The following is a 19,541-nucleotide window of genomic DNA, read 5'->3' as shown; positions in this document are numbered from 1 at the left end:
GGGCCGGGCCCGGTACCCCTGAGGGGGCACCGGGCCCGGCCCGTTTCCGTGGGGCTCCGCCCCACACCCCGCGCCTCAAACGCCGGCGGGGCTGATTGCAGCGAGGCGGAACACGAAAGCGGCGCCCCCCCCGCACGGGGAGGGCGCCGCTTCGTCGGGGCCGGGGGTTACGCCTTGCGGAGGCGGAACGTCAGGCCGAGGGGCTCGTCCTCGAACGGGGTGCCGTACGACGCGTCGGCCTCGCCGGAGGCGAAGTCCGTCGCGAGGACCTCGTCCGCGATCAGGGCCGCGTGGTCCGTGAGGGCCGTGACGACCTCCGGCGACGCGGACGACCAGCGCAGGGCGATCCGGTCCGCCACGTCGAGGCCGGAGTTCTTCCGGGCCTCCTGGATCAGCCGGATCGCGTCACGGGCCAGACCCGCCAGTCGCAGCTCCGGAGTGATCTCCAGGTCCAGCGCGACGGTCGCGCCGGAGTCCGAGGCCACCGACCAGCCCTCGCGCGGGGTCTCGGTGATGATGACCTCCTCCGGCGTGAGGGCGACCTCCTCGCCGTTCACCGTCACGACCGCCGAGCCGGAGCGCAGCGCGAGGGACAGGGCCGCCGCGTCCGCCGCGGCCACGGCCTTCGCCACGTCCTGGACGCCCTTGCCGAACCGCTTGCCCAGGGCACGGAAGTTGGCCTTCGCCGTCGTGTCCACCAGCGAGCCGCCCACCTCGGAGAGGGAGGCCAGGGAGGACACGTTCAGCTCCTCCGTGATCTGCGCCTGGAGCTCCGGCGACAGCGCGTCGAAGCCGACCGCGCCGACCAGCGCGCGCGACAGCGGCTGACGGGTCTTGACGCCGGACTCGGCGCGCGTCGCCCGGCCCAGCTCCACCAGGCGGCGGACCAGCAGCATCTGCTGCGAGAGGACCGGGTCGACCGCCGAGGCGTCCGCCACCGGCCAGGTCGACAGGTGCACCGACTCCGGCGCCCCCGGGGTGACCGGGACGATCATGTCCTGCCAGACCCGCTCCGTGATGAACGGGGTCAGCGGGGCCATGAGCCGGGTGACCGTCTCGACGACCTCGTGCAGCGTGCGCAGCGCGGCCTTGTCGCCCTGCCAGAACCGGCGGCGCGAGCGGCGGACGTACCAGTTGGACAGGTCGTCGACGAACGCGGACAGCAGCTTGCCGGCCCGCTGGGTGTCGTACGCCTCCATCGCCTCCGTGACGTCGGAGACGAGGGTGTTCAGCTCGGACAGCAGCCACTTGTCCAGCACCGTGCGGTCCGCCGGCGCCGGGTCGGCCGCCGAGGGGGCCCACTCGGACGTGCGGGCGTACAGGGCCTGGAAGGCGACCGTGTTCCAGTAGGTGAGGAGCGTCTTGCGGACGACCTCCTGGATGGTGCCGTGGCCCACGCGCCGCGCCGCCCACGGGGAACCGCCGGCCGCCATGAACCAGCGGACCGCGTCCGCGCCGTGCTGGTCCATGAGCGGGATCGGCTGGAGGATGTTGCCCAGGTGCTTGGACATCTTGCGGCCGTCCTCGGCGAGGATGTGGCCCAGGCAGACGACGTTCTCGTACGAGGACTTGTCGAAGACCAGCGTGCCGACCGCCATCAGGGTGTAGAACCACCCGCGGGTCTGGTCGATCGCCTCCGAGATGAACTGCGCCGGGTAGCGCTTCTCGAAGATCTCCTTGTTCTTGTACGGGTAGCCCCACTGCGCGAACGGCATCGAGCCCGAGTCGTACCAGGCGTCGATGACCTCCGGGACGCGGAAGGCTTCGAGGGAGCAGCCCTCGGCCGTGCAGGTGAAGGTCACGTCGTCGATGTACGGGCGGTGCGGGTCCAGGGCGGAGTGGTCCTGCCCGGACAGCTCGCTCAGCTCGGCGCGCGAGCCGACGCAGGTGAGGTGGTTCTCCTCGCAGCGCCAGATCGGCAGCGGGGTGCCCCAGTAGCGGTTGCGGGAGAGCGCCCAGTCGATGTTGTTGTTCAGCCAGTCGCCGAAGCGGCCCTGCTTGACCGACTCGGGGAACCAGTTGGTCTTCTCGTTCTCCCGCAGCATCGCGTCCTTGACGGCGGTGGTGCGGATGTACCAGGACGGCTGCGCGTAGTAGAGCAGGGCCGTGTGGCAGCGCCAGCAGTGCGGGTAGCTGTGCTCGTAGGCGATGTGCTTGAAGAGCAGGCCGCGCGCGTCGAGGTCGGCGGTCAGCTTCTCGTCGGCCTTCTTGAAGAAGACGCCGCCGACCAGCGGGACCTCCTCCTCGAAGGTGCCGTCGGCGCGGACCGGGTTCACGACGGGCATGCCGTACGAGCGGCAGACCGCGAGGTCGTCGGCGCCGAAGGCCGGGGCCTGGTGGACCAGACCGGTGCCGTCCTCGGTGGTGACGTACTCGGCGTTGACCACGTAGTGCGCGGCCTCGGGCTCGGGGAACTCGACGAGGGCGAAGGGGCGCTCGTACGTCCAGCGCTCCATCTCCTTGCCCGTGAAGCTCTGGCCGGTGGCCTGCCAGCCCTCGCCGAGCGCCTTCTCCAGCAGCGGCTCGGCCACGACCAGCTTCTCGTCGCCGTCGGTGGCGACGACGTACGTGACCTCGGGGTGCGCGGCCACGGCGGTGTTGGACACCAGGGTCCAGGGGGTCGTCGTCCACACGACCAGCGCCGCCTCGCCCGCGAGCGGGCCGGAGGTCAGCGGGAAGCGGACGTACACGGAGGGGTCGACGACCGTCTCGTAGCCCTGCGCCAGCTCGTGGTCCGAGAGGCCGGTGCCGCAGCGGGGGCACCAGGGGGCGACGCGGTGGTCCTGGACCAGCAGGCCCTTGTTGAAGATCTCCTTCAGCGACCACCAGACCGATTCCACGTACTCGGGGTCCATGGTCCGGTACGCGTCGTCCAGGTCGACCCAGTAGCCCATACGGGTCGTGAGCTCGGTGAACGCGTCGGTGTGGCGGGTCACGGACTCGCGGCACTTGGCGTTGAACTCGGCGATGCCGTACGCCTCGATGTCCTGCTTGCCGTTGAAGCCCAGCTCCTTCTCGACGGCGAGCTCGACCGGCAGGCCGTGGCAGTCCCAGCCGGCCTTGCGGGCCACGTGGTAGCCGCGCATGGTGCGGAAGCGGGGGAAGACGTCCTTGAAGACGCGGGCCTCGATGTGGTGCGCGCCGGGCATGCCGTTCGCGGTGGGCGGGCCCTCGTAGAAGACCCACTCGGGGCGTCCCTCGGACTGCTCCAGCGTCTTGGCGAAGGTCTTGCTCTCACGCCAGAAGTCGAGGACGGCGTGTTCGAGGGCGGGCAGGTCGACCTGGGCGGGTACCGGGCGGTACTGCGGCGGTGTGGTCATGAGGCTGAACTCTTCCTCCGGCGGGGTGTCACTTCCGTCCGGAGGGACGAGAGCGTCTGCTGCTCCCGCGGTACCACCCTCCTTGGCCTCCGGACGGGTCCGGCGGCCCCCTCATTGGGGTGCGAAGCCGGTTCTACCGGCCCTACGGGAATCCCGTGCGGGCTTTCTTCCGGCGGCTCCGGGGTGATCCTTCACGTCGCGCTCGCCCCCGGGCTCTCACCGTCCCCGGGTCGCTCCTGGCTGCGTCCGACGCTACTCGTCCCCATCCATGCCTCTCGCTGCGCCCAGTGTACGGGCCGGGGCGCGGCTCGGCAGACCGGTTTACGGCGGGGCGCGGCGGGCCCGGGGGAGGGAGCCGGGGTGACCCGTACGGCCCGATGGGCCGTACGGGGAGCGGCTGGGGCGGGTGGGGCGGATTCGCGGGGGCTCCCGCTGGGCACAACGGATGCAGGTTGACCTCGATGGACGCGTGCCCCGTTGCCGTGGGGTCGGAGGCGATTTATCGTTCCGGCACGATTTGGCTAAAAAGGCCACATCCGGTGAAAAGGGGCCGCGCCCATGGTGGCGAAGAAGACGGCGGCCGGGACGGCGCCGGCAGAGGGGGCGCCGGCCGAGCAGGCCGTCGCCGAGAAGACTGCCGCGAAGAAGACTGCCGCGAAGAAGGCCCCGGCCGGTAAGGCGGCCGCGAAGAAGGCCGTGGCCGAGAAGGCGCCGGCCGAGAAGGCCGTGGCCGAGAAGGCCGTGGCCAAGAAGGCGGCGGCGAAGAAGGCGGTGGCCAAGAAGGCGGCCGTGAAGAAGGCGGCCGTTGACGAGGCCTCGGCCCCCGGGGCCCCGGCCGAGAAGGCGGCCGTCACCGGGGTGGCGGGCGAGGGGGCGGCACCGGCCGCGCGGAAGACGGGAGCTCGGAAAGTGGTTGCCAAGAAGACCGCGGGTACGGCCCGCAAGACGGCCGGCGACACCGCCGGCGGGCTCGCGGCCACGGCCCCGGGAGAGCTCGCCGTACGCCCCGGGGAGGAGCCCTGGACGGCCGAGGAGGTCGCGGAGGCCCGTACGGAGCTGCTCACCGAGGTGATGCGGCTGCGCGTGGAGCTGGAGGCCTCCGAGCTGGCCATCTCCGGCCTGATGCGGGACTCCGGCGACGGCGCGGGCGACGACCAGGCCGACACCGGGACCAAGAACATCACCCGGGAGTCCGAGCTGGCCCTCGCCGCGAACGCCACCTCCATGCTGGAGCAGACCGAGCGGGCGCTGGAACGGCTGGAGGCGGGCACCTACGGGCTCTGCGAGAACTGCGGCAAGCCCATCGGCAAGGCCAGGATGCAGGCCTTCCCGCGCGCCACGCTGTGCGTGGACTGCAAGCAGCGGCAGGAGCGAAGGCACTAGCCAGGACGTACGCACACTGACGTACCCTCGTGTCCGTCGGGATCGGGCTAGTTCGAGGGACTCACGTGGCAGAGGCGGAGCGCATCATCGGTACGCCGGAAGTCGGGGACGACGCCGAGCCGCAGTCGGAGTCCGCGGCGCCCCGGGGGCGCAGGCGGATCGCCGCGCTGCTCGTGGTGGCGGTGCTGGCGTACCTGCTCGACCTCGGCAGCAAGATGCTGGTCGTGGCGCGGCTGGAGCACCGGCCGCCGATCGAGATCGCCGGGGACCTGCTGAAGTTCGACGCGATCCGCAACCCCGGCGCGGCCTTCGGCTTCGGCGAGGCCTTCACGATCATCTTCACCGTGATCGCGGCGACCGTGATCGTGGTGATCGTCCGGCTGGCCCGCAAGCTGTACAGCCTGCCGTGGGCGATCGCCCTGGGCCTGCTGCTGGGCGGCGCGCTGGGCAACCTGACCGACCGGATCTTCCGCTCCCCGGGCGTGTTCCGGGGGGCCGTGGTCGACTTCATCGCGCCCGCCCACTTCGCCGTCTTCAACCTCGCCGACTCGGCGATCGTGTGCGGCGGGATCCTGATCGTCCTGCTGTCCTTCAAGGGCCTGGACCCGGACGGCACCGTCCACAAGGACTGATCGCGGGGGCGCGCGCGGGAATGGTCTTCCGCCGGGTCCGGCATACTCGACGGGTGAGTACGATTCCCGAGATCCGCACCCTGCCCGTTCCCGATGGCCTGGAAGGCGAGCGCGTCGACGCCGCCATCGCCCGTATGTTCGGTTTTTCCCGGACGAAGGCGGCCGAACTGGCGGCGGAGGGGAAGGTCTCGGTCGACGGCAGCGTCGTCGGCAAGTCCGAGCGCGTGCACGGCGGCGCCTGGCTGGAGGTCGAGATGCCCGCCCCGCCGCGGCCGATCGAGCTGGTGGCCGAGCCGGTGCCCGGCATGGAGATCGTCCACGACGACGACGACATCGTGGTCATCATGAAGCCGGTGGGCGTCGCCGCCCACCCGAGCCCCGGCTGGACCGGCACCACCGTCATCGGCGGCCTCGCCGCGGCCGGCTACCGGATCTCCACCTCGGGCGCCTCCGAGCGGCAGGGCATCGTGCACCGCCTCGACGTCGGCACCTCCGGCCTGATGGCCGTGGCCAAGTCGGAGCGGGCGTACACCTCGCTGAAGAACCAGTTCCGCGAGCGGGTCGTGGACAAGCGGTACCACGCGCTGGTGCAGGGGCACCCGGACCCGATGAGCGGCACCATCGACGCGCCGATCGGCCGGCACCCCAGCGCGGACTACAAGTGGGCGGTGACCCAGGACGGCAAGGCGTCGGTCACCCACTACGACCTGATCGAGGCCTTCCGCGCGGCGTCGCTGCTGGACATCAAGCTGGAGACGGGCCGCACGCACCAGATCCGCGTGCACATGTCGGCGCACCGCCACCCCTGCGTGGGCGACCTGACGTACGGGGCGGACCCGACGGTGGCCAAGCGGCTCGGTCTGACCCGTCAGTGGCTGCACGCGGTGCGGCTGGGCTTCGAGCACCCGGCCGACGGGCAGTGGGTGGAGTTCGAGAGCGGCTACCCCGCCGACCTCCAGCACGCCCTGGACGTCATCCGCGCCGAAAGCCAGTAGGGGCTGTGGACGGCCCCGCCGGCGTTTGAGGCGCGGGGTCCGGGGCGGAGCCCCCGGGAACGGGCGGCGGCTCAATCCCCGGAGCGGGCGCAGCGGTGCGGCAGGGTGTACGAGTGGATCAGCTCGCCCTCCTCTTCGTGCTGCTGCTCGGAGCCGTCGTCACCGTTCCGCTCGGGGACCGGCTCGGGCTGCCCGCGCCCGTGCTGATGACCCTCGGCGGGGTCGCGCTGGCGCTGGTGCCGGCCGTGCCCAACGTGGACATCCCGCCGGAGTACATCCTCCCGCTGCTGCTGCCGCCCCTGCTGTACGCCTCCGCGCAGCGCACCTCCTGGCGGCAGTTCGCGGCCAACGTCCGGCCGATCCTGCTGCTGGCCGTGGCCCTGGTCTTCGTGACCACCGCCGCCGTGGCGGCCGTCGCGAACGCCGTCGTCCCCGGGCTGCCCCTCGCGGCGGCCGTCGCGCTCGGCGCGCTCGTCGCCCCGCCCGACCCCGTCGCGGCGACCGCCGTGGCCGGGTCGCTCGGGCTGCCGCGCCGCATGGTGTCGATCCTGGAGGGCGAGGGGCTCTTCAACGACGTCACCGCCATCGTCCTCTACCACGTGGCCGTCGGCGCCGCCGTGAGCGGCAGCTTCTCCTGGCCCGACGCGCTCGGGGAGTTCGTGCTGTCCGCCGTCGTGGCGGTGGCCGTCGGGTTCGCGCTCGGCTGGGCCACGAACCGGCTGATGGGCCGGCTCGGCGACGCCACCCTCCAGATCGGGCTGACGGTGCTGGTGCCGTTCGTCGCGTACGTGGTGGCCGAGGAGCTGCGGGGGTCGGGGGTGCTGGCCGTGCTGACCACCGCCCTGTTCCTCGCCGAGTACGCCACCGACGCCGACGACGTGCTGGGCCGGCTGGCCGGGCACACCTTCTGGGAGGTCATCGACGTCCTCGTCACGGGCGTGGCCTTCGGGCTGATCGGGCTGGAGCTGCACAACGTCTTCGGCGTCGCGAAGGGCCGCGAGTGGGAGATGGCGGGCTGGGCCGCGGTCGTGATCGCGGTGGTGGTCGCCGTACGGCTGGCGTGGCTGCTGCCGGCCGGCTGGCTGGCGAAGCGGCTGCACGGCCGGCGCGACTACGACGAGGAGATCCCGCTGAGCTGGCGGGAGAGCGTGGTCATGTGGTGGGCGGGGATGCGCGGGGTGGCCTCCGTGGCCCTCGCCCTGGCCATCCCCTTCAGGACGGAGGCCGGTGACCCCTTCCCGGACCGGGACGAGATCGTCTTCATCGCCTTCGCCGTGATCATGGCGACCCTGGTGTTCCAGGGGCTGACCCTGCCCTGGCTGGTGCGGCGGCTGGGGGTGGAGGCCGACACGGACGTCGAACGGGACACCGAGCGGGCGCTCGCCCTGCGCGCGGCGAAGGCGGCGAAGCGGCGGCTGCGGGAGATCGAGGAGGTCGAGGACCTCCCGGAGGACCTGGTCGAGGTCCTGTACCGGCGCGCGTACGACGTGGGGGCGAGGATCAGCCCCGACCTGGTCGACGAGGAGCGGCGGGAGGCGTACGCGAAGCGGGTCGAGCGGATCCGCCAGGTCCAGCGGATCCAGCGGGAGATGATGTCCGCCGCCCGCCACGAGGTGCTGTCGGCCCGCAGCGAGCCGGGGGCCGATCCGGAGATCGTCGACCGGGTGCTGCGCCACCTGGACGTGCGCAGCCTGCGCAGCGCGTGACCGGACACCCCGGTCAGTCCCTCGGCGGGGCCTCCGCCGTGGTGACGCGGGGGAGGGCGTACGGGTGCTCGGCCGCCAGCCAGGTGATCAGGCGCTCGCGGACCGCGCAGCGGACCGTCCACAGGTCGTCGCCGTCCTTCGCGGAGACGACCGCGCGGACCAGGATGGTGTTCGGGGTGGTGTCCGTGACGGCCAGGCCGCCCGTGCGGCCGTCCCACTCGGGGGTCTCCTTGAGGAGTTCGGCGAGCTTGTCCCGCATCAGGGCGAGGGGCGCCGAGTGGTCCAGGTGGAGGAAGACGGTGCCGGTCATCTGGGCGCCGCCGCGCGACCAGTTCTCGTACGGCTTGCTCGTGAAGTACGAGACGGGCATCGTGATCCGGCGCTCGTCCCAGGTGCGGACCACCAGGAAGGTCAGGGTGATCTCCTCGACCTTGCCCCACTCCTTGTCCACGACGACGGTGTCCCCGATGCGGACGGTGTCGCCGAAGGCGATCTGGAGTCCGGCGAAGAGGTTGCCGAGGGTGGCCTGGGCGGCGATGCCGGCCACGATGCCGAGGACCCCGGCCGAGGCCAGCACGGAGGCGCCGACGGTGCGCATCGTGGGGAAGGTCAGCAGCATCGCGGCGGCGGCGACCACGACGGCCACGGCGGTGAGCGCCCGCTGGATCAGCGTGACCTGGGTGCGCACGCGCCGCACCCGGGGGTCGTCCGGCGCGGAGGCGGCGTAGCGGGCGTAGGCGGAGTCGACGACGGCGGTGGCGATGCGGACGAGCAGCCAGGCCGCCCCGGCGATCTGCACCAGGGTCAGGACGTGGCCCACGGCGGCCGCGTGGCCGGGGAGGAGGCGCGCGGGCCGGTACGCGGCCTGGAGCGCGGCCGTGGCCAGTACCAGCCGGAACGGCGGGTTGCAGCGGCGCAGCAGCCCCCACAGCGGGGTCTCGGTGTGCCGGGCGTCGGCCTGGCGCAGCAGCAGGTCGAGGAGCCGGCCGGCGAGCAGGGTGAGGATCAGGACGGCACAGACGACGACGGCGGGACGCAGGACGTTCTCCATCTCCATGCGGGAGAACCTATCGGCGGGGCGCTGCCGGACTCCTGCCTTTCCGAACCAATGGCACGATGGGACGCATGAACATCATGCTCTTCCACTCGACGTACGGGCTGCGGCCCGCGGTGCACGCGGCGGCCGACCGGCTGCGCGCCGCCGGACACCGGGTGCAGGTGCCCGACCTCTTCGAGGGCCGTACGTTCGAGACGTTCGAGGAGGGCGTGGCCCACCTGGAGGAGGTGGGCCGCGACGAGCTGCTCAAGCGTGCGGTGCTGGCCTCCGCGCCGTTCTCCGACGAGGGCCTGGTCTACGCCGGTTTCGACTTCGGCGGCTCGGTCGCCCAGCACCTGGCGCTGGCCGACGACAAGGCGCGCGGGCTGCTGCTCCTGCACGGCACGGCGGACCTGGAGGACGGCGCGTCGGCCGACGAGCTGCCGGTGCAGCTGCACATGGCCGACCCGGACCCCTTCGAGACGCACGACTGGCTGACCGCCTGGTACCTGCGGATGCGGCGGGCCGGGGCGGACGTGGAGATCCACAGCTACCCGGGTGCCGGTCACCTGTTCACGGACCCGGACCTGGACGACTACGACGCGGACGCCGCCGCGGAGGTCTGGCGGATCGCGCTGGCCTTCCTCGACAGCCTGTAGGGGGACGCGGAACGACGGGCAGGGCCCGGCGCGCGGTGCGCCGGGCCCTGCCGTGTCGTGTGTGCGGAGCCGTGTGAGGTCAGCCGCGGTAGGCGGTCCACATGCTCTTCATGCGCGCCACCTGGCCCGCGGTGAACTGGTACATGCAGGAGTCGTAGGTGTAGTCCATGAAGTTGTGGATCGGGTCCACGCCCGGCTTGCTGGTGCAGGAGTCACGGCCGGTCGGGCACTCGAAGGCCGCGCTCTTCTCGGCCGGGGTGTCGGAGACCGAGTCGCCGCTGCCCGTGCAGCCGCCCTGGAAGGTGTGGTAGAGGCCCATCCAGTGGCCGACCTCGTGGGTGGCGGTGTCGCCCTCGTTGTAGTTGGTGGCGGAGCCGCCGGGCAGCGAGGAGTTGAGGATGACCACGCCGTCCATCTTCGGGGCGGAGGCGTAGGAGCTGGGGAAGGTCGCCCAGCCGAGGAGGCCGCCGCCGAGGTTGGCGGTGTAGAGGTTGAGCGCGTTCTTGCCGCCCTTGCGCAGGGCGTTCTTCATGTCCGTCTCGGCCTGGGTGCCGTCGGAGACGGTGTACCAGGCGGCGTTGTCGGTGTAGTCCGTGCCGGCCAGCGAGAACTGGTAGCCGGAGTCGACGTTGCCGTTGCCCTTGCCGCTGTAGGCGGCGTTGAGCACGTTGATCTGGTTGCTGATGTCCGTGGCGGTCAGCTTGCCCTGGGTGCCGTTCGTGATGACGTGGACGTACACCGGGATGGTGGTGACGGCGGCCAGGGAGGTGACGCCCTCGCGCGCGCCGAAGACGCGCTGCGGGGACAGCTGCATCTGGCTGAGCTTCTTCGTGAGGTCCGCGTCCATGGCCTTGGTCTGGGACTCGGACAGCTCATTGGGCTCGGCCGCGTGATTGTCCTTGGGCTTGGCGACGCGGGCGTTGGCGGGGGCGGAGGCCTCCTGGGCACAGGCCTCGGCGCCGGTCTTGGGGGCGGCGGCGGCGACCGTGGTGGGGGCGGTCAGCGGGGCGAAGGCCAGGGTGGAGGCCAGGACGGCCGTACCCATGAGGCGGCGGCGGAGAAGGGGGGATATGCGGGCGGCAGCGCGCACGGTGACTCCTCGGCAAGCGTGGTGGGGGGTGAGGTATTTCCTCACGCTGGCCGGAAGTTTATGTGTGCATGTCATTCATTCCGCAAGTACCCGGAAGTTAAAGATTTGTTGCCTGCGGTACACCCGGGGCCCCTGGTCTGCACCAGAGGCCCCTTCGTGCAGGAGATTTGACGGTCTATCAGATGATTCAGCGGACGGGCTGGTCGACCCGCTCCACCTTCTGCGTCCCGTTCAGCGTGCGGTACGAGCGGGCCCACGAGGAGGTCGCGTCCTGGCGCCGCTTGTCCGAGACCACGTAGTAGTCCATCTGCGAGCGCTCGGACGTCACGTCCAGTACGCCGTAGCCGTGCGAGTCCATGTCCAGCCACTTCACGTGCCAGTTCGCGGCCTTGATGGCCGATTCGGCCACGAGCGACACCGTGTGCGGCAGTACGTGCAGTGTGTCGTCTATGTTGTCGGAGGTCACGGAGGTGACCACGAACTCGGTGCCCACCGTGCCCGATCCCGGGTAGGTGGCCATGTTCACCGGGACGTCGTTCGCCCAGGCCATGTGGATGTCGCCGGTCAGGAACACCGTGTTCTTGATGTTCCGGTCCTTCAAGTGGCCCAGGAGTTCCTTGCGATCGTCCGTGTAGCCGTCCCACTGGTCCGTGTTGACCGCGAGCCCGCCCTCGGGCAGGCCCAGCAGGTGGGTGAGCGGCTGCAGCAGGTGCGCGGGCAGCGAGCCGAAGGCCACCGGGGAGATCATCACCGAGGTGCCGACGAGCTTCCACGTCGCGGTCGAGGCCGCCAGTCCGGCCTTGAGCCAGTCCAGCTGCGCCCGCCCGGTGATGGTGCGCTCCGGGTCGTCCACCGCGCCGGTGCCGGCCTTGGCCTGCTCCGAGCGGAAGGAGCGCAGGTCCAGCAGGTGCAGGTCGGCCAGGTTGCCGAAGCGCAGGCGACGGTACACGGTACCGGCGATGGAGGCGCGCACGGGCATCCACTCGAAGTACGCCTGCTTGGCCGCGGCCGCGCGGGGCGCCCAGTCGCCCTCGGTCGCCGGGGTGTGGTTGTTGGCGCCGCCGGACCAGGCGTTGTCGGCGAACTCGTGGTCGTCCCAGATGGCCACGATGGGGTGGGCCGCGTGCATCGCCTGGGTGTCGCGGTCCGTCTTGTACTGGCCGTGCCGGGTCCGGTAGTCGGCCAGTGTGATGATCTCGTTCTTCGGCTCGTGCTGGCGCACGACGTACTTCGCGGCCGGGTACTCGCCGGTCTTGTACTCGTAGATGTAGTCGCCCAGGTGCAGCACCGCGTCCAGGTCGGTGCGGGCGGCCAGGTGCCGGTACGCCGAGAAGTAGCCGGACTCCCAGTTGGAGCAGGAGACCACGCCGAAGCGGATGCCCGGGGTGGCCGCGTCGGCCGCCGGGGCGGTGAGGGTGCGGGCGGCCGGCGAGACGGTGGTGCCGGCGGTGAAGCGGTACCAGTACGGGGTGTGCGGGCGCAGGCCGCGCACGTCCGCCTTGACGGTGTGGTCGGAGGCGGCGCTCGCGGTGACGGAGCCCCGCGCGACGATGCTGGAGAAGGTCTTGTCCTCGGCCACCTCCCAGCCCACCGCCGTGTCCGGGCCCAGCCCGGAGCCGGGCACGGCGGTGGGGACGGGGGTGACGCGGGTCCACAGCAGCACGCCGTCGGGCAGCGGGTCGCCGGAGGCGACGCCGTGCAGGAAGGCGGGGGCGGAGTCGGCGGCCCGGGCCGCGGAGGCGCCCAGGGCGATCGGCGCGAGGGCCGCCGTGGCCGCGGCGGCCAGAACGACCGTGCGGCGGCGCGGGTGCGCGGCACCCGCGGCGGAATCCGGCGCAGGGGAAAGGGGGGTGAGATGACTGGTCACGGGTGGTCATATTACTGATCGGTATGTGGCCGGGAATAGTCACCGGACGACAACGGGCGGGCGAACTTTGAGAGTTCGCCCGCCCGTTTTGGCGGTAATGCGGAAGAAGGGGCGGCCTGGCGGCCGGTCAGCCCGCGATCGCCTTGTCGATGGCCGCGGTGAACGCCTCCGGGGTGGCCGGGGTGTCGATCTTCTTGCCGTCCATCTTGAGCGTCGGGGTGCCCGTCACGCCGGACTTGTTGAAGGCGTTCGACATGTCCATCGCCCACCGGTCGTACGTGCCGTCCTCGACGGCCTTCTTGAACTCGGCGTTCCCCTTGAGGGCGGGGACGGTGTCCGCGACCTTGATCAGGTAGTCGTCCTTGGCGAAGCTGTCGACGGTCTCGTCGGGGTGCAGCGCCTTGGAGTAGAGGGCGGCCTTGTAGTCGAGGAAGGCCTCGGGGCTCACGTTCAGCGCCGCGCCGAGCGCGCTGAGCGCGTTCTTCGAGCCCACGCCCTTGGCGCCGTTGTCGATGAAGGTGGCGCCGAAGTAGCGGAGCTTGAACTTGCCGGCGTCGACGTCCTTGCGGACCTGGTCGCCGACCGTCTGCTCGAAGGCGGCGCAGGCGGGGCAGCGCGGGTCCTCGTAGAGCTCCAGGGTCTTCTTCGCCTCGGGCTTGCCGATGACCACGGTCAGGCCGTCCGCGCCCTCGGTGTTCTTCGGCTTGACCAGCGTGGCCTCGGCGGCCTTCTCCCAGTAGCCGGGCTGGTTGGTCTGCACGACCGCGTAGCCGATGCCGCCGGCCAGCGCGAGGGCGGCGACGACGCCGCCGGCCACGAACACCTGCCGGCGGGCCTTGTCCTTCTTGGCCTGCTTCTCGCGCTCGACGCGCAGCTTCTCGCGGGCGGCGGCCTTGTTCTGCTGGCTGTTGCGTGCACTCATGGTGATCTCCGGGGAGGTGGAAAAAAGGGGGGACTGTCCGTACGCGGCCGTCAGACGCTCAGATGCGTCGCCGTCCGTACGGGAGGTCCCCGCCGGCCCACGGAGTGCGCGGGGAAGCGGGTGCGGGCCACGGCCCCGGGGTGGCGGGGGCGCAGCGCCCGCCGGGCCCGGCCGGGCACCGCCGCCACCGAGGCCGCCGCCAGCAGCAGCGGCCGGAAGGCGAGGGCGGCGACGGCCCGCAGCAGCCGCCCCAGGGCCCGCTCGCCGTGGCGCAGCCAGGCGGCGGCGAGCAGCCCGACGCCGACGTGCGCGCCGAGCAGCAGCCAGGGCGTCCACGGCCCGGGCGCGGCCAGCAGCGCGGCCGGGTCGCCGGCGGGTCCGGCCACCTCGGCCAGCGGGCCGCCCACCGGGGTCCCGCCGCACAGGCCGTCCAGGCCCAGCGCGTGCAGCGGGCCGGCGACCGGCCCGCCGGAGGGGCCGTAGCAGACGCGCTGGCCGGCGGTGAAGACGGTGTCGGCCGCCAGCTCCAGCGGGACCAGCAGCCCGGCGATCGCGCCGAAGCCGCGCTCGCGGCCCGCGAGGGCGTAGGCGAGCGCGAAGACCGAGGCGAAGGCCCCGCCCAGCAGGGCGGGCGGCAGGGGCACCCGGGACAGGAGCACGTGGGAGGCGGCCGAGAGCAGCACGACGAGCGCGCTGAACAGCGCGGCCCGCAGCCCCCGGAGTCCCGCCCCTGATATGTCCATCGCCGCGAGTCTGTCATGGGTTCCTGTGAGGGAGGGATCACGGGGTGCCTTGTCGGCCAGGCCCGCACGGGCCGCGGGCCCCCTCCGCCCGGCCCCGGAGGGGCTACGGCATGATCCGGCCGTTCCGGAAGAGGTCCACGAAGATCTGGTGGTCGGCGCGGGCCCGGGCCCCGTAGGCGTGGGCGAAGTCGACCAGGAGCTTGGGGAAGCCCTCCTCGTCGGCGGCGATGGCCGCGTCGATGGCGCGCTCGGTGGAGAAGGGGACCAGGGACTGGCCGCTCTCCGCCTCGTCGGCCGAGGCGTGCATGGTGGCCGTGGCCCGGCCGAGGTCCGCGACGACCGCCGCGATCTCCTCCGGGTCGTCCAGGTCCGACCAGTCCAGGTCCACCGCGTACGGGGAGACCTCCGCGACCAGCTGCCCGGCGCCGTCCAGCTCGGTCCAGCCCAGCCACGGGTCGGCGTGCGCCTGGAGGGCCCGCTGGGAGATCACCGTGCGGTGGCCCTCGTGCTGGAAGTACTCCCGGACCGCCCGGTCGGTGATGTGCCGGGAGACGGCCGGGGTCTGCGCCTGCTTGAGGTAGATCACGACGTCGTTCTCCAGGGCGTCGCTGTGCCCCTCCAGCAGGATGTTGTACGAGGGCAGCCCGGCCGAGCCGATGCCGACGCCCCGGCGGCCCACCACGTCCTTGACCCGGTAGGAGTCCGGGCGCACCAGGGACTCCTCCGGGAGGGTCTCCAGGTACCCGTCGAAGGCGGCCAGCACCTTGTAGCGGGTGGCCGCGTCCAGCTCGATCGCCCCGCCGCCCTCGGAGAAGCGGCGCTCGTGGTCGCGGATCTCGGTCATCGAGTCCAGCAGGGAGAAGCGGGTGCGGGCGCGGGCGTCGCGCAGGGCGTCCAGCAGGGGGCCGTCGGCGGTGTCCAGGGTGAAGGAGGGCACCTCCTCGTTCTTCGCCCCCGTCGCCAGCTGGTGGATCCGCTCGCGGTAGGCGGCCGCGTAGGTGCGCACCAGGGAGCTGATCTGCTCGTCGCTGAGCGCCTTGGTGTAGCCGATCAGGGCGACGGAGGCGGCGAAGCGCTTGAGGTCCCAGGTGAAGGGGCCGACGTACGCCTCGTCGAAGTCGTTGACGTTGAAGATCAGCCGGCCGTTGGAGTCCATGTACGTGCCGAAGTTCTCGGCGTGGAGATCGCCGTGGATCCACACCCGGCCGGTGCGCTCGTCCAGGTAGGGGCCGCCGTGGCGGTCGCGCTCCAGGTCGGCGTAGAAGAGGCAGGCCGTGCCCCGGTAGAAGGCGAAGGCCGACGCCGCCATCTTCCGGAACTTGACCTGGAAGGCCGAGGGGTCGGCGGCGAGCAGCTCACCGAAAGCGGTGTCGAACACATCGAGTATCTGCTCGGCGCGCTGCTCGTCGGTCGTCTCGGGAACCGCCATGGCGGATGCCTCCTGGTGCACGGGGTGGTACGGGTTCTGACCGACTGGACGTCGGACGCGTGTTCCTGGTTCTGCAACGCCCGACCGTATCTCTCCGTGCCCCGGATCTGTCACCGGCGGGACGTAGGATTCATAGCTGCCGCCCCTCTCTCCTCCCGGAGGCCCCCACCGTGTCCAAGAAGCCGTTCACGCACCTGCACGTCCACACCCAGTACTCGCTGCTGGACGGTGCCGCTCGGCTGAAGGACATGTTCGCCGCCTGCAATGAAATGGGCATGACGCACATCGCCATGTCCGACCACGGCAACCTCCACGGCGCGTACGATTTCTTCCACACCGCCCAGAAGGCCGGGATCACCCCGATCATCGGTATCGAGGCGTATGTCGCCCCCGAGTCCCGGCGCAACAAGCGGCGCATCCAGTGGGGCCAGCCGCACCAGAAGCGGGACGACGTCTCCGGTTCCGGCGGTTACACCCACAAGACGATCTGGGCGGCGAACAGCACCGGCCTCCACAACATCTTCCGGCTGTCCTCCGACGCCTACGCCGAGGGCTGGCTGACCAAGTGGCCCCGGATGGACAAGGAGACCATCGCCCAGTGGTCGGAGGGCCTGATCGCCTCCACCGGCTGCCCCTCCGGCGAGGTGCAGACGCGACTGCGCCTCGGCCAGTTCGACGAGGCGGTCCAGGCGGCCTCGGACTACAAGGACATCTTCGGCGAGGGCCGCTACTTCCTGGAGCTGATGGACCACGGCATCGAGATCGAGCGCCGGGTCCGCGACGGCCTCCTGGAGATCGGCAAGAAGCTCGGCATCCCGCCGCTGGTCACGAACGACTCCCACTACACGTACGCGCACGAGGCCGGCGCCCACGACGCCCTGCTCTGCATCCAGACCGGCAAGAACCTCTCCGACCCGGACCGCTTCCGCTTCGACGGCTCCGGCTACTACCTGAAGTCCACGGAGGAGATGTACGCCATCGACTCCTCGGACGCCTGGCAGGAGGGCTGCGCCAACACCTGGAAGGTGGCGGAGCAGGTCGACACCGAGGGCATGTTCAAGTTCCGGAACCTGATGCCGAAGTTCGACATCCCCGAGGGCCACACCGAGGTCAGCTGGTTCCGCGAGGAGACCATGCGCGGCATGCACCGCCGCTACCCCGGAGGCATCCCGGACGACCGGATGAAGCAGGCCGAGTACGAGATGGACACCATCATCTCCATGGGCTTCCCGGGCTACTTCCTCGTGGTCGCCGACTTCATCATGTGGGCCAAGAACCAGGGCATCGCGGTGGGCCCCGGCCGAGGCTCCGCGGCCGGCTCGATCGTCGCGTACGCCATGGGCATCACCGACCTCGACCCGCTCACCCACGGCCTGATCTTCGAGCGCTTCCTCAACCCCGAGCGCGTCTCCATGCCCGACGTCGACATCGACTTCGACGAGCGCAGGCGCGTCGAGGTGATCAGGTACGTTACCGAGAAGTACGGCCAGGACAAGGTCGCCATGATCGGCACCTACGGCACCATCAAGGCCAAGAACGCGATCAAGGACTCCGCACGCGTCCTCGGCTACCCGTACGCCATGGGCGACCGGCTCACCAAGGCCATGCCCGCCGACGTCCTCGGCAAGGGCATCCCGCTCTCCGGCATCCTCGACCCCTCGCACCCCCGCTACGGCGAGGCCGGCGAGATCCGCGGGATGTACGAGAACGAGCCCGACGTGAAGAAGGTCATCGACACCGCCCGCGGCGTCGAGGGCCTGGTCCGCCAGATGGGCGTGCACGCCGCCGGCGTGATCATGTCCAGCGAGACGATCACCGACCACGTACCGGTCTGGGTGCGCCACACCGACCAGGTCACCATCACCCAGTGGGACTACCCGAGCTGCGAGTCGCTCGGCCTGCTGAAGATGGACTTCCTCGGCCTGCGCAACCTCACGATCATGGACGACGCCGTCAAGATGGTGAAGGCCAACAAGGGGATCGACATCGACCTCCTGGCCCTCCCGCTCGACGACCCCAAGACCTTCGAACTGCTCGGCCGGGGCGACACCCTCGGCGTCTTCCAGTTCGACGGCGGGCCCATGCGCTCCCTGCTGCGCCTGATGAAGCCCGACAACTTCGAAGACATCTCCGCCGTGTCCGCGCTCTACCGCCCGGGCCCGATGGGCATGAACTCGCACACGAACTACGCCCTGCGCAAGAACAAGCAGCAGGAGATCACCCCGATCCACCCGGACCTGGAGAAGCCCCTCGAAGAGGTGCTCGCGGTCACCTACGGCCTGATCGTCTACCAGGAGCAGGTGCAGAAGGCCGCCCAGATCATCGCCGGCTACTCGCTCGGCGAGGCCGACATCCTGCGCCGCGTGATGGGCAAGAAGAAGCCCGAGGAGCTCGCGAAGAACTTCACGATCTTCCAGGAGGGCGCCCGCAAGAACGGCTACACCGACCAGGCCATCCAGGCCCTCTGGGACGTCCTGGTCCCCTTCGCCGGCTACGCCTTCAACAAGGCCCACTCGGCCGCGTACGGGCTGGTGTCCTACTGGACCGCCTACCTCAAGGCGAACTTCCCCGCCGAGTACATGGCGGGCCTGCTCACCTCGGTCAAGGACGACAAGGACAAGTCCGCGATCTACCTGAACGAGTGCCGGCGCATGGGCATCAAGGTGCTCCCGCCCAACGTCAACGAGTCCGAGTCCAACTTCGCCGCCCAGGGCGACGACGTGATCCTCTTCGGCCTCACCGCCGTCCGCAACGTCGGCCAGAACGTCGTCGACTCGATCATCAAGACCAGGAAGTCCAAGGGGAAGTACTCCTCCTTCCCCGACTTCCTCGACAAGGTCGAGGCCGTCGTCTGCAACAAGCGCACGGTCGAATCGCTGATCAAGGCCGGCGCCTACGACGAGATGGGCCACACCCGCAAGGGCCTGGTCGCCCACCACGAATCGATGATCGACAACGTGGTCGCGGTCAAGCGCAAGGAGGCCGAGGGGCAGTTCGACCTCTTCGGCGGAATGGGTGACGAGGAGAGCAGCGAGCCCGGCTTCGGCCTCGACGTGGAGTTCTCCGACGTCGAGTGGGAGAAGTCCTACCTGCTCGCCCAGGAGCGCGAGATGCTCGGCCTCTACGTCTCCGACCACCCGCTCTTCGGCCTGGAGCACGTCCTCTCCGACAAGACGGACGCCGGCATCTCCCAGCTGACCGGCGGCGAGCACTCCGACGGCGCCGTCGTCACCATCGGCGGCATCATCTCCGGCCTCCAGCGCAAGATGACCAAGCAGGGCAACGCCTGGGCCATCGCCACCGTCGAGGACCTGGCCGGCTCCATCGAGTGCATGTTCTTCCCCGCCACCTACCAGCTCGTCTCCACCCAGCTGGTCGAGGACACCGTCGTCTTCGTCAAGGGCCGCCTCGACAAGCGCGAGGACGTCCCCCGCCTGGTCGCGATGGAGATGATGGTCCCCGACCTCTCCTCCGCCGGCACCAACGCCCCCGTCGTCCTCACCATCCCCACCGTCAAGGTCACCCCGCCGATGGTCACCCGACTGGGCGAGATCCTGCGCCACCACAAGGGCAACACCGAGGTGCGGATCAAGCTCCAGGGGCCGCGCACCACCACCGTGCTGCGCCTGGACCGCCACCGGGTCCAGCCCGACCCGGCCCTCTTCGGCGACCTCAAGGTGCTGCTCGGCCCCTCCTGCCTGGCCGGCTAGCCCGGACGGGCGAAGCGCCCGGCACCCGTACGCGGAAGGGGGCCCGCCC

General features: G+C 70.9%; 12 protein-coding genes and 1 pseudogene. 6 read left to right on the top strand and 7 right to left on the bottom strand.

Annotated features, from left to right (window positions below; all coding sequences use genetic code 11):
* Positions 1 to 167: 167 nt before the first annotated feature.
* Positions 168 to 3,320: an isoleucine--tRNA ligase gene (ileS, locus tag AB0O29_RS10670; protein ID WP_365149255.1), complete on the bottom strand. Its 3,153-nt coding sequence runs from the start codon at positions 3,318 to 3,320 to the stop codon at positions 168 to 170.
* A gap of 558 nt (positions 3,321 to 3,878) precedes the next feature.
* Between ileS and AB0O29_RS10665 the strand changes: the two genes are divergently transcribed.
* The 4 genes from AB0O29_RS10665 to AB0O29_RS10650 all read left to right on the top strand — a co-directional run bounded on the left by AB0O29_RS10665 (position 3,879) and on the right by AB0O29_RS10650 (position 8,036).
* Positions 3,879 to 4,703 carry a TraR/DksA C4-type zinc finger protein gene (locus tag AB0O29_RS10665; RefSeq protein ID WP_365149252.1) on the top strand — a complete coding sequence of 275 codons (825 nt, stop codon included), beginning with the start codon at positions 3,879 to 3,881 and terminating at the stop codon, positions 4,701 to 4,703.
* Between the two features lie 65 nt (positions 4,704 to 4,768).
* On the top strand, positions 4,769 to 5,335 hold the full coding sequence (lspA, locus tag AB0O29_RS10660) for a signal peptidase II (protein ID WP_365149249.1): 567 nt from the start codon (positions 4,769 to 4,771) through the stop codon (positions 5,333 to 5,335).
* Positions 5,336 to 5,388: 53 nt separating this feature from the next.
* Entirely contained in the window at positions 5,389 to 6,330 is a 942-nt protein-coding gene (locus tag AB0O29_RS10655) for an RluA family pseudouridine synthase (RefSeq protein ID WP_365149246.1), read from the top strand.
* Positions 6,331 to 6,443: 113 nt separating this feature from the next.
* Positions 6,444 to 8,036, top strand: a complete 1,593-nt coding sequence (locus AB0O29_RS10650; protein WP_365149243.1) for a Na+/H+ antiporter — start codon at positions 6,444 to 6,446, stop codon at positions 8,034 to 8,036.
* A 16-nt stretch (positions 8,037 to 8,052) separates the two neighbouring features.
* Here AB0O29_RS10650 and AB0O29_RS10645 read toward each other — a convergent pair.
* A pseudogene (locus tag AB0O29_RS10645) lies at positions 8,053 to 9,087 on the bottom strand (mechanosensitive ion channel domain-containing protein); the annotation flags it as partial.
* A 65-nt stretch (positions 9,088 to 9,152) separates the two neighbouring features.
* Here AB0O29_RS10645 and AB0O29_RS10640 point away from each other — a divergent pair.
* The gene (locus AB0O29_RS10640) at positions 9,153 to 9,731 is read left to right on the top strand and encodes a dienelactone hydrolase family protein (protein WP_365149240.1); all 579 of its coding nucleotides are present in this window, start codon (positions 9,153 to 9,155) and stop codon (positions 9,729 to 9,731) included.
* 79 nt (positions 9,732 to 9,810) lie between these two features.
* On the opposite strand, the gene AB0O29_RS10635 is transcribed toward AB0O29_RS10640, so the two are convergent.
* The 5 genes from AB0O29_RS10635 to AB0O29_RS10615 all read right to left on the bottom strand — a co-directional run bounded on the left by AB0O29_RS10635 (position 9,811) and on the right by AB0O29_RS10615 (position 15,782).
* Positions 9,811 to 10,776: a zinc metalloprotease gene (locus AB0O29_RS10635; protein ID WP_365149305.1), complete on the bottom strand. Its 966-nt coding sequence runs from the start codon at positions 10,774 to 10,776 to the stop codon at positions 9,811 to 9,813.
* 232 nt (positions 10,777 to 11,008) lie between these two features.
* The gene (locus AB0O29_RS10630) at positions 11,009 to 12,688 is read right to left on the bottom strand and encodes an alkaline phosphatase D family protein (protein WP_365149237.1); all 1,680 of its coding nucleotides are present in this window, start codon (positions 12,686 to 12,688) and stop codon (positions 11,009 to 11,011) included.
* Positions 12,689 to 12,815: 127 nt separating this feature from the next.
* Positions 12,816 to 13,610, bottom strand: a complete 795-nt coding sequence (locus AB0O29_RS10625; RefSeq protein ID WP_365149235.1) for a DsbA family protein — start codon at positions 13,608 to 13,610, stop codon at positions 12,816 to 12,818.
* Positions 13,611 to 13,660: 50 nt separating this feature from the next.
* Positions 13,661 to 14,353, bottom strand: coding sequence for a hypothetical protein (locus tag AB0O29_RS10620; protein WP_365149232.1), 693 nt, complete (start codon positions 14,351 to 14,353; stop codon positions 13,661 to 13,663).
* A gap of 103 nt (positions 14,354 to 14,456) precedes the next feature.
* A complete protein-coding gene (locus AB0O29_RS10615; RefSeq protein WP_365149229.1) occupies positions 14,457 to 15,782 on the bottom strand; it encodes a DUF2252 domain-containing protein in 1,326 nt (441 codons plus the stop codon).
* A gap of 170 nt (positions 15,783 to 15,952) precedes the next feature.
* Here AB0O29_RS10615 and dnaE point away from each other — a divergent pair, with 170 nt between their 5' ends.
* Positions 15,953 to 19,492: a DNA polymerase III subunit alpha gene (gene dnaE, locus AB0O29_RS10610; protein ID WP_365149227.1), complete on the top strand. Its 3,540-nt coding sequence runs from the start codon at positions 15,953 to 15,955 to the stop codon at positions 19,490 to 19,492.
* Positions 19,493 to 19,541: the final 49 nt, after the last annotated feature.

Source organism: Streptomyces sp. NPDC089915, from assembly GCF_040684675.1.
GTDB lineage: Bacteria > Actinomycetota > Actinomycetes > Streptomycetales > Streptomycetaceae > Streptomyces.
Note: the sequence above shows the minus strand (reverse complement) of the source record. Positions and strands in the feature narration are given on the sequence as shown.

Coding starts and splice junctions, on each gene's coding strand:
- AB0O29_RS10625 (WP_365149235.1), bottom strand. CDS start 13,610: ATGAGTGCACGCAACAGCCAGCAGAACAAGGCCGCCGCCCGCGAGAAG.
- AB0O29_RS10640 (WP_365149240.1), top strand. CDS start 9,153: ATGGGACGCATGAACATCATGCTCTTCCACTCGACGTACGGGCTGCGG.
- AB0O29_RS10635 (WP_365149305.1), bottom strand. CDS start 10,776: ATGGGTACGGCCGTCCTGGCCTCCACCCTGGCCTTCGCCCCGCTGACC.
- AB0O29_RS10620 (WP_365149232.1), bottom strand. CDS start 14,353: ATGGACATATCAGGGGCGGGACTCCGGGGGCTGCGGGCCGCGCTGTTC.
- AB0O29_RS10665 (WP_365149252.1), top strand. CDS start 3,879: ATGGTGGCGAAGAAGACGGCGGCCGGGACGGCGCCGGCAGAGGGGGCG.
- AB0O29_RS10615 (WP_365149229.1), bottom strand. CDS start 15,782: ATGGCGGTTCCCGAGACGACCGACGAGCAGCGCGCCGAGCAGATACTC.
- ileS (WP_365149255.1), bottom strand. CDS start 3,320: ATGACCACACCGCCGCAGTACCGCCCGGTACCCGCCCAGGTCGACCTG.